Below are 8,913 nucleotides of genomic sequence, written 5' to 3' on the forward strand. Positions count from 1 at the left end.
CCTATGGTCCGGCCGGCCGCTTGGCGGTTCGATAGATGCTTCGTAAGCTAATGATTATTCCCGATCCAGAGACAACCGGAGTGAGCCGCCGATGCAGGCATTGATGCAGGACTGGTCGCTGACCCTCGACAAGATCTTCGACCACGCCGCCCGCTGGCATGGCGACCGCGAGGTGGTGACCCGTTCCGTCGAGGGCCCGATCGTCCGCGCCACCTACGCCGACCTGCATCGGCGCGCCAGGCAGGTGTCGCACGGCTTGAAGGACCTGGGCATTCAGCCCAGCGACCGCGTCGCCACCATGGGCTGGAACTCCGATCGCCACCTGGAGGTCTGGTACGGGACCATCGGCATCGGGGCCGTGCTGCACACCCTGAACCCGCGCCTGTTCCCCGAGCAGATCACCTACATCGCCAACCACGCCGAAGACACGGTCCTGTTCGCCGACCCGGCCTGTGCGCCGCTGCTGGCGCAGATCCTGCCCCAGTGCCCGACCATCAAGCGGGTGATCTTCCTGAACGAGGAATACGAGGGTTGGCTGACGGGCCGGCCGGCCGATGCGGCCTGGGGCGGGTTTGACGAGAACACGGCGGCGGGGCTCTGCTACACCTCGGGCACCACCGGCAATCCCAAGGGCGTGCTCTACGGCCACCGGTCGAACTACCTGCACGCCATGATGACCCTGCAGCCCGACGCCCTGAACCTGTCGGCGCGCGACACGGTGCTGCTGATCGTGCCGATGTACCACGCCAACGCCTGGGGCGTGATGTACTCGGCGCCGATGGTGGGGGCGAAGCTGGTGCTCCCGGGCCAGAAGCTGGACGGCGCCTCGCTGCACGAACTGATGGAGACCGAGGGCGTCACCTATTCCGCCGGGGTGCCCACCATCTGGCAGATGCTGCTGGCGCACCTGAAAGAGACAGGCGGCAAGCTCACTACGCTGCAACGGGTGACGGTGGGCGGCGCAGCCTGCCCCGAGAGCATCATCCGGACCTTGCGCGACGACTATGGCGTGGATGTGATCCAGGGCTGGGGCATGACCGAGACCTCGCCGCTGGCCACCGTCTCCACCCCCTCGCCGAAGGTCGCCGCCCTGCCCTTCGAGCAGCAGCTTCCCTACAAGCTCAAGCAGGGCCGGCTGATCTGCAACCTGGACCTCAAGCTGGTGGACGATGCGGGCGAGCGCCTGCCGCACGACGGCAAGACCTTCGGGCGGCTGATGATCAAGGGGCCGACCATCGCCAGCGGCTACTATGGCTCCGAGCACGGCAGCGCCCTGGACGAGGAGGGCTTTTTCGACACGGGCGACGTCTCCACGCTCGACCCCGACGGCTACATGCAGATCACCGACCGGGCGAAGGACGTCATCAAGTCGGGCGGCGAATGGATCAGCTCCATCGATGTGGAAAACATCGCCGTCGGGCATCCCAAGGCCGCGCTCTGCGCGGTGCTGGGGGTGGTGCACCCCAAGTGGGACGAGCGGCCCATCCTGCTGGTCCAGCTCGAGCCGGGCGCGACGGCGGAGAAGCAGGACTTCCTCGACTGGCTCGACGGCAAGATCGCCCGCTGGTGGATGCCGGACGACGTCCTCTTCGTCGAAGAGATCCCTCTCGGCCCCACCGGCAAGATCGACAAGAAGCTGCTGCGGACCCGGCTGACCGGCTACGAGCTGCCGTTCGATCCGGGGCTGAAGCGCTAGGGAGTCACCTCACCGCGCCGCCGCGCGGATTTCCTCGACGGTCCGTTTCGGGACCTGCAGATGCGGGTAGTGGCCGACGCCGGGCAGCACCGTGAACTCGGCGCCGGCCCGGGCGGCGAACTCGGCCCCCATCGCCTTGTTGATGTAGAGGTCATCGGCGCCCCAGACGACCTTCACGGGTGTCCTGAGTTTGGAGAGGTTGGCTTCGAAATACTGCTGATCCCGCGTGAAGCTCGCGTAGTAGTGATAGAAGGCATCCGCGGTGCTCATCCCGCCCGCACCCCAGCCGCGGGCCATGTCGTCCTTGTATTCGGGCGAAACCTCGAACTGGCGATCCCGGGGCAGGCCACGCCGGTAGGCGTTCTCCAGAATCTCCTCGCGGTTGAGGTTCATCTGGGCGCGGACCACGTCGGAGGACGGCTTCGCCTTCAGGGCCTGCAGGTTCGCATACATGTGGGCCGGCCGGTCGAACGGCGCGAAGTCGCCGACGATGATCGTCCTGGCGATGTCGGGCTCGTCCAGCGCCAGCAGCAGGGCCGGCAGGGCGCCGATGTCCGTCGCATAGATCGTCAGTCTCGAACGATCGATGCCGGCGTTGGCGATGTAGGCCCTCAGGACACGGGCATAGTCCTTCGGCGCGTAGGCGAAGCGGTCGGCGGGCGGCCGCGACGAGAGCCCGAAGCCTGGCCAGTCGAAGGCGTGGACTTCGAACTCGTCGCCCAGGGCCAGCGAGATGTCCTTCCAGGCGTACAGGGTTTCCGGGAACCCGTGCAGCAGGAGGACCGTCTGCTTTGAGGTCGGATTGCGGACGACCATCCGCCGCAGCGTGATGTCCTGGTCGGCCGTGAGGTAGCCGACCTCCATCTTGGGCGGCGACAGATCGGCCGCCCGGGCCGGCGCCGCGGCGCCGGCGAGCGTGAGGGCGGCGGCGAGCGCCACCCTTTTCACCGTGTTCGACATCTCACGCCTCCTCTCAGTGCTGGTGGGACGCGATGGCCGGGACGACGAAGGTCACGGTCTGGCCACTGATGACCTTGTGGTCGGGTTGCGCCAGCTCCAGCAGGATCTTGTGCGGCCCCGGCGGCAGGCCGACGACCACCACCGTCTGGTCGTCGCTCGCGTCGGCCCAGTGCCAGGGCAGGTCGTCGACAGTGACGTGCAGGTGGCCCGCGCGCGGCGAAACGTCGAGGGCGCCGGGACCGAAGACCGGCAGGATGCGGAAGTTCTCGGTGCGGTAGGGGATCAGCACCGCGCCGGCGGCCAACCTGTGCGGGATCGGCGGTTCGACGATCAGCCTGGGCGGGGGCTCGTTCGCGACCGGCAGGAACGCCGACACGGCGGGTTGGGCCGATGCGGTCTGGGCGCCGGCGAGCAGGGCGCCGCCGGCGATGGCCGCGGCGAAGGTCTTGATGAGCGTGGTCATGGTGATCTCTCTTGTGTTGGGGTTTTCTCGAGGCGACGGCACGCCGGCGGCGGCGCGCCCCGTTGGGGGTCTGGATCCGGGTCTAGGACGGCAGCGGCGCGCCGGATTGTTCGGCGGCCAGGTAGGTCGCGTACCAGTCGGGCCAGTCGGCGTCGTAACCGCCGCCGCGGCGGGTCTCATGTTCGCCGTGGGCCGCTGCGGCGCGGCGCAGGGCGCCGGCCAGGTCCGCCGTGGAGCCGAAGCTGGTCACGCCGGAGTCGATGCGGCCGGGGAACCGCGTGGTCACTTCCTGCAGGAGCCAGCTGTTGCCGTCCGGGTCGCTGAAGGTCGCGAACGAGGCGTAGCTGCGGCGATCCCGGTCGGGACCATTCTCACGCGCTTCGGGGTCGAAGCGGTAGCCGCCGTTGCGATCGTGGAACACCTCGCTGACGTCGACGCCCTTGGCGGCCAGCCCGGCGCGGGCCGCGACGATGTCCGAGACCGCGAGGAAGTTCAGTTGCGCCGAGCCGGGCGCCGAGGGCGACACGCCGGTACCGAACATGACCGAGGCGGCCGAGCCTGGGGGCGTGAAGTGGACGATCCGCGCATGGCCGTCCCGGTGGTCGACGTCCAGGCGCCACCCCAGCCGCTGGTAGAAGTCGGCGGCGCGGTGAACGTCGGAAACGGGCAGGAGCAGGACTTCGAGCTTCGTGTCGAAGGCGGCCGGAGGCGCGGCCTCGGCTGCCGGGCGATCGAGGATTTGGGTGGTGGCCATCTGGGTGTTCCTTTGCTTGTGCAATTTAGATCGGTAGCGATGTATTCGGTACCGCTGCAAATGGAGGAACGAGATCTCCGAGTCAACCCATTCCGATTTAATCGGTAGCGATTTATATAGGAGCCGAACGAACACAGAGCCGTGAGACGAGCCCATGACCTCCTCCACCCAGAGCGCCGCGACCCCGGCTGCGAAGACGCCCGGCCTCGACGATTTCCTCTGCTTCGCCGTCTATTCGGCCAACCTGGCCTTTGGCCGGGCGTACAAGCCGCTCATCGAGTCGCTGGGGCTGACGTCCTACACGCAGTTCATCGCCATCGTGGCGCTGTCCGAGGAGGACCACCAAAGCGTCGGCGCCCTGGGCGAGAAGCTGTTCCTGGAATCGAACACGCTGACGCCGATCCTCAAGAAGCTCGAGGCCCTGGGCTACGTCAGCCGCCACCGCGATCCGGCGGACGAGCGCCAGGTCATCGTCAGCCTCACGCCGGAGGGCCGGCGGGTGCGGGAAATGGCGCGTGCGCCGCAGGCCAGCCTGCGGATCGACAGCGGTCTGGGCGAAGACTTCCCCGTCGTGCAGAGATTTATGGTCCGGCTGCGTGACAACCTGCTCGCCGCCTTGCGGCGGCGACGCGACTAGGCGTCTAGTCTTCGGCCTTCTTCGGGCGCTTCGCCAGGCCAGCGACGCCGCCCGAGGACAGCAGGCCGGCATCCGCCATCAGGAGCGGGATCGCCCACTTTCGGGGCGCGGCCACGTAGCGCGGCTGCCAGGTGGGATCGTACTTGGACTTGTAGTGGCGCACGCCCTGGAAGTTGTAGATCTCCTCGCCCCGGTCGTAGATCAGGCGACCGACCCGTGAGAGCGCCGGCGCCAGCGGGCGGTCGTCAAGGCCCGACAGCGGCGCCATGCCGAAATCGAAGGCGCCGTAGCCCTGCGCACGGCCCCAGTTGATCAGCTCCACGAACAGGAAGTCCATGATGCGCGGCGGGCCCTCGGGCACGAAACGCATCAGGTCGATGGAGAAGGCCGTGCGGGACGCCGTCGGCCAGAGGGTGGCGAAGGCGATGATCCGGCCCTCCCAGCGCACCAGCGCGATCGGAAATTCCTGCACGTAGCGCGGTACGAACCCGCCCAGGGAAAAGCCCTTTTCCCCCCCGGCATGGGTGTCGAGCCATGCGTCGGAGATCCGCTTCAGATCGGGCATCAGCGGCGGGACCTCGGCGGGCTCCACGATTTCGAAGACGGCGCCGTCCTTGGCCGCGCGCTGCCAGGCGCGCCGTAGGTTGCCGCGCTTGGTGCCCTCGATCGTGAAGCTCTCCAGCGGGGAGATGCTGGCCTCGCCCATCTTCTGGATCGCAAAGCCCAGCTCGACCACGTCGGGCAGGTCGTCCGGCTCCAGGTTGTAGAACCCCGGCCGCGCGGCGTGGGCGTCCGCCAGCTCCCGGAACCGCCAGAGCAGCTCCATCCGCTCGTCGCGGCGGCCGACCGTGGAGCCCAGCGCGATCCAGCTGCGCCCCCGTACGCCGAACATCAGGAAGCTCTCTCCCGACGGCGAGAACAGGAACCGCTTATCGCCCAGCAGCGCCAGGTTCGACGGCGGACGCGAGACCTCCGCCGTGGCGAGGATCTTGCGCACGCGTTCGAAGTCGGGGTCGTCCTCGCCCACGATGGGCGGCGGGGCGGCCGAGCTGAACAGCCGCCAGATGCCGAAGGCCAGCAGCGCCAGCGCGGCGCCGGCCCAGGCCCGCAGCGAGCGGGCCGCATCCTCGTCGGCCATCACGCGCCACCAGGGCAGGTCGCCGTAGTCGGCGTTCTGGAACGACCAGAGCCCGATCATCCCGGCGCCGGCGACGAAGCAGGCGGCCGACACGAGCCAGCCGGGCGTCACCTGCACGCGGGTGAGCTGGGTCTTGCGCGGGAAGGCGTGGTGGAACGGCGCCAGGACCACGGCCAGGGCCAGGAGCAGGGCCGTCTCCTCCCAGACGAACCCCTTCACAAGGCTCAGCGGCGCCGCGATCAGCAGGGTGGCCAGCGTCGCCCACCAGGCGCCGTCGAGCCGCGCCCGCAGCCCGAAGGCCAGCATCACCAGCACCAGGCCGATCACGCTGGACAGGAAGTGGCTGAGCTCGATCAGGATGACCGGCTCGAACTCCATCAGGCGAATGAACCGGGTCGGCATCGAGGGCCGCGCGCCCGAAGCGAGCAGCAGGACGCCCAGCGCCAACGTCAGCAGCGCCGCGGTCCAGGGGGCGGCGGCGGTCACGGCAGGATGGCGAAGGAAGCGCATCGTCTCCCTTTAAGAAGCGCGTCGTGACGATTGTATAGGCGAGCCGGCGTCGGCCTGCTCAAACGGCCGTTTAATCGCCCTTGCCCCGGCCTGCCCGGACGCTAATCTTGCGGGCTCTGACTGACAGGTTTTGGGAGAGCGGTATGGCCGACTTCGGCGCCACGGAACTCGACGCGTTCGCGGCCGAGGTGCGCAAGGAACTGGCGGCGATGTACCCGCCCGAACTGCGCGATCCCAAGGCCAGGACCGACTACGAAGCCGTCTGGGGCGGCCGGGCTTTTGAAGGGTCGGACGACCCGCAGATCGTCTGGATGAAGCGGGTGGCGGCCAAAGGATGGACCACGCCGACCTGGCCGAAGGAATACGGCGGCGCCGGGCTGACGGCGGCTCAGGCGCGGGTGATCGACCGGGAGCTGGCGGCCGGGAAGTATCGCTCGCCGCTGGCCTCGTTCGGGATCTGGATGCTTGGGCCGGTCCTGTTGGAATACGCCAACGAAGATCAGAAGCGGGAGCACCTGCCGCGGATCGTGCGGGGGGAGATCCGGTGGTGCCAGGGGTACTCGGAGCCGGGGGCCGGGTCGGACCTGGCCAGCCTGGCGACCAAGTGCGAGGACAAGGGCGACCACTGGCTCATAAATGGTTCAAAAATATGGACAAGTTACGCCGATAAGGCGGACTGGTGCTTCTGCCTGGTGCGGACCGATACGTCCAAGAAGCACGAGGGCATCAGCTTCGTGCTGATCGACATGAAGACGCCGGGGGTCGAGACGCGGCCGATCCCGCTGATCAGCGGGGAGAGCCCGTTCTGCGAGACGTTCTTCACGGACGTGAAGATTCCCAAGGAAAATCTGGTCGGTAGGGTCAACGGCGGCTGGGAGATCGCCAAGCGGCTGCTGCAGTACGAGCGCCAGAACATCTCGGCCGGGTTCGGCGAGGGCGGGTCGGCGGGCGGCGCCTCGGGCGACCTGGCCACGATCGCCAAACAGTACGCGGGCGATGTGTATGATCTGTCCGACGCCGAGCTGCGCAGCAAGATCACCACCAACAAGATGAACTTCCAGGCCCTGCGCCAGACCATCGCCCGGTCGGCGGCGGAATCGAAGGCCGGCAACGGCCCGTCGGCCACGACCTCGATCATCAAGTACGCCGCCGCCGAGTTCGCCAAGGAGCGGTCCGAGCTGATGGTGGAGGCCCTGGGCCACCAGGGGCTGGGCTGGGATGGCGAGGGCTTCGAGGGCCCGGAGATCCTGGCGGTCCGCGGCTGGCTGCGCACCAAGGCCAACTCCATCGAGGGCGGGACCTCGGAGGTGAACCTGAACGTGATCGCCAAGCGGGTGCTGGGCTTGCCTGACCCCAAGTAAAACAGGCCGAAATAGCCAAAACCCCAAGGGAGGATCAGGCCATGGCGGACTTCGGCGGCGAGGTGGAGACGTTCCGGGCGGAAGCCCGCGCCTGGCTGGAGGAGAACTTCCCCAAGGCCCTGGCCCACGACACGGCCGCCCAGCTCGCCAAGCTGCAGGCGCGCCCTGAGACCCCGGAAGCCACGGCCTGGCGCCGGGCGCTGGGCGGCAAGGGCTGGGGCACGCCCACCTGGCCGAAAGAATACGGCGGCGGGGGCCTCAGCCGCGCCGAGGCCAAGGTGCTGGCCGAGGAGATGGCCAAGATCGGGGCCAAGAACCCGATCGGTGGCATGGGCGTGGCGTTCTTCGGCCCGACCCTGCTGGAGTACGGCAGCGAGGCGCTCAAGCGCGAGCACATGCCCGGCATCGTCATGGGCGAGGTCTGGTGGTGCCAGGGCTATTCCGAGCCGGGCGCCGGATCGGACCTGGCCGGCCTGCAGACCCGGGCCGAAGACAAGGGCGACCACTTCCTGGTGAACGGCAGCAAGGTGTGGACCAGCGGGGCCCAGCACGCCGACCGCTGCTACTGCCTGGTGCGCACCAACACCGAGAAGAAGCACGAGGGGATCAGCTTCCTGCTGATCGACATGAAGGCGCCGGGCGTCGAGGTGCGGCCCATCCTCTTGATCAACGGCACCTCGCCCTTCTGCGAGACCTTCTTCACCGACGTGAAGGTGCCCAAGGACCAGCTGTTCGGCCCGCTGAACGGCGGCTGGACCGTGGCCAAGCGGCTGATGCAGTTCGAGCGGGACTCCATCGCCGGCAGCCTGGGCGGCGGCAACATCGGCCAGACCGTGGCCATGCCCACCATCCCCGAGGCGGCCAAGGCCGGCGTGGGCGAGGACGAGCAGGGCCGCATCGCCGACCCCGACCTGCGCCGGCGGATCACCGAGCACCTGATGGAGAACCGCGCCTTCCAGCTGACCATGAAGCGGGCGGCCGAGGACGCGCGGGCCTCCAACGGGCCGTCGAACACCGCGGCGATCATGAAGTACGCCGGCGCCAAGATCGCCCAGGACCGCAACGAGCTGATGGTCGAGGCCATGGGCGTCGGCGGGCTGGCCTGGGAGGGCGAGCCCTTCTCCGAACAGGAGCTGGCGGCCATGCGCACCATGCTGCGGTCCAAGGCCAATTCCATCGAGGGCGGCACCTCGGAGATCAACCTCAACATCGTCGCCAAGCGCGTGCTGGGATTGCCGGACCCGAAATAAAGTTTCCGGCTCGCCTCGAACGACATGAACCGGTAACGGCCGGCCCGCATTTCCGCCGCGGCGGGCTGGCAGCAGTGCGCCGGGACGTATCGACACACCGAGGGCTTGGGTGATTCAGACTTCTTCGAACCTGCGGCGGAAATG

8 protein-coding genes are annotated in these 8,913 nt (G+C 68.2%); 4 read left to right on the forward strand and 4 right to left on the reverse strand.

What is annotated here, in order from left to right; genetic code table 11:
- Positions 1 to 91: 91 nt before the first annotated feature.
- On the forward strand, positions 92 to 1,696 hold the full coding sequence (locus AX721_RS13925) for a long-chain-fatty-acid--CoA ligase (RefSeq protein ID WP_068876593.1): 1,605 nt from the start codon (positions 92 to 94) through the stop codon (positions 1,694 to 1,696).
- Between the two features lie 9 nt (positions 1,697 to 1,705).
- On the opposite strand, the gene AX721_RS13930 is transcribed toward AX721_RS13925, so the two are convergent.
- The 3 genes from AX721_RS13930 to AX721_RS13940 all read right to left on the reverse strand — a co-directional run bounded on the left by AX721_RS13930 (position 1,706) and on the right by AX721_RS13940 (position 3,873).
- Positions 1,706 to 2,656, reverse strand: a complete 951-nt coding sequence (locus AX721_RS13930; RefSeq protein WP_068876594.1) for an alpha/beta fold hydrolase — start codon at positions 2,654 to 2,656, stop codon at positions 1,706 to 1,708.
- 13 nt (positions 2,657 to 2,669) lie between these two features.
- A complete protein-coding gene (locus AX721_RS13935) occupies positions 2,670 to 3,119 on the reverse strand; it encodes a DUF6130 family protein (protein ID WP_068876595.1) in 450 nt (149 codons plus the stop codon).
- A gap of 82 nt (positions 3,120 to 3,201) precedes the next feature.
- Positions 3,202 to 3,873: a VOC family protein gene (locus AX721_RS13940; protein WP_068876596.1), complete on the reverse strand. Its 672-nt coding sequence runs from the start codon at positions 3,871 to 3,873 to the stop codon at positions 3,202 to 3,204.
- Positions 3,874 to 4,027: 154 nt separating this feature from the next.
- Between AX721_RS13940 and AX721_RS13945 the strand changes: the two genes are divergently transcribed.
- A complete protein-coding gene (locus tag AX721_RS13945; protein ID WP_068876597.1) occupies positions 4,028 to 4,510 on the forward strand; it encodes a MarR family winged helix-turn-helix transcriptional regulator in 483 nt (160 codons plus the stop codon).
- A gap of 4 nt (positions 4,511 to 4,514) precedes the next feature.
- Here AX721_RS13945 and AX721_RS13950 read toward each other — a convergent pair whose 3' ends face one another.
- On the reverse strand, positions 4,515 to 6,158 hold the full coding sequence (locus AX721_RS13950; protein ID WP_068876598.1) for a phosphatidylglycerol lysyltransferase domain-containing protein: 1,644 nt from the start codon (positions 6,156 to 6,158) through the stop codon (positions 4,515 to 4,517).
- Between the two features lie 143 nt (positions 6,159 to 6,301).
- On the opposite strand from AX721_RS13950, the gene AX721_RS13955 reads away from it, so the two are divergent.
- Together AX721_RS13955 and AX721_RS13960 are read left to right on the forward strand one after the other, a co-directional pair.
- Positions 6,302 to 7,519 carry an acyl-CoA dehydrogenase family protein gene (locus AX721_RS13955; protein ID WP_068876599.1) on the forward strand — a complete coding sequence of 406 codons (1,218 nt, stop codon included), beginning with the start codon at positions 6,302 to 6,304 and terminating at the stop codon, positions 7,517 to 7,519.
- 41 nt (positions 7,520 to 7,560) lie between these two features.
- Positions 7,561 to 8,769, forward strand: coding sequence for an acyl-CoA dehydrogenase family protein (locus AX721_RS13960; protein ID WP_068876600.1), 1,209 nt, complete (start codon positions 7,561 to 7,563; stop codon positions 8,767 to 8,769).
- Positions 8,770 to 8,913 lie beyond the last annotated feature (144 nt).

The organism is Phenylobacterium sp. CCH9-H3 (genome assembly GCF_001557235.1).
Taxonomy (GTDB): domain Bacteria; phylum Pseudomonadota; class Alphaproteobacteria; order Caulobacterales; family Caulobacteraceae; genus Phenylobacterium.